Below are 851 nucleotides of genomic sequence, written 5' to 3'. Positions count from 1 at the left end.
GCCGAAAGGGTCAGCGTGCTCAGTCAGACCACGGCCGCGGTGCGGATGCTCTCGCCGCAGGGGCTCGAGGGCACGGCGTTGGTGGTGGGTGCCGAGCCGGTGGGGGCGGAGTTGGTGGACCGCTGGGCGCCGGGGCGGGTGATGGTCAACGTGTACGGGCCGACCGAGGCCACCGTCTTCAGCACCGCCAGCACCCCGCTGGCGGCGAAGTCCGGGGCGCCGCCGATCGGGTCGGCCGTGCCCGGGGCGGCGTTGTTCGTGCTGGACGGCTGGTTGCGGCCGGTGCCGGTCGGGGTGGTCGGGGAGTTGTATGTGGCCGGGCGCGGGGTCGGGTTGGGCTACTTGCGCCGGGCCGGGCTCACCGCGACGCGATTCGTCGCCTGCCCGTTCGGTACACCCGGGGAGCGGATGTATCGCAGCGGGGATTTGGTGCGCTGGGGCGCCGACGGACAGCTGCGGTATGTCGGGCGGGCCGACGCCCAGGTCAAGGTCCGCGGGTACCGCATCGAGCTGGGTGAAATCCAAAGCGCGCTAACGGATTTGACCGGTGTCGACCAGGCGGTGGTCGTGGTGCGCGAGGACCGCCCCGGCGACAAGCGCCTGGTCGGCTACTACACCGGCCCCGCCGATCCGAGTGCGCTGCGCACCGAACTGGCCGACCGGCTGCCGGGCTACATGGTCCCCACCGCCCTGGTGCCCCTCGACGCCTTGCCGCTGACGATCAACGGCAAACTCGACACCCGCGCCCTGCCCGCCCCCGAGTACACCGCCTCCGGCTACCGCGCCCCCACCAATGCCGTCGAGGAGATCCTCGCCGGCATCTACGCCCAAGTCCTCGGCGTCGAGCGCGT

At 72.4% G+C, this 851-nt stretch carries 1 protein-coding gene; it reads left to right on the top strand.

Translation table 11 applies throughout. From position 1 onward, the window contains the following. On the top strand, positions 1 to 851 hold an 851-nt coding region (locus WU80_RS24770; RefSeq protein ID WP_156349773.1), incomplete at both ends, for an AMP-binding protein.

It is taken from the genome of Mycobacterium sp. UM_11, from assembly GCF_001414075.1.
Taxonomy (GTDB): Bacteria; Actinomycetota; Actinomycetes; order Mycobacteriales; family Mycobacteriaceae; genus Mycobacterium.
Note: the sequence above shows the minus strand (reverse complement) of the source record. Positions and strands in the feature narration are given on the sequence as shown.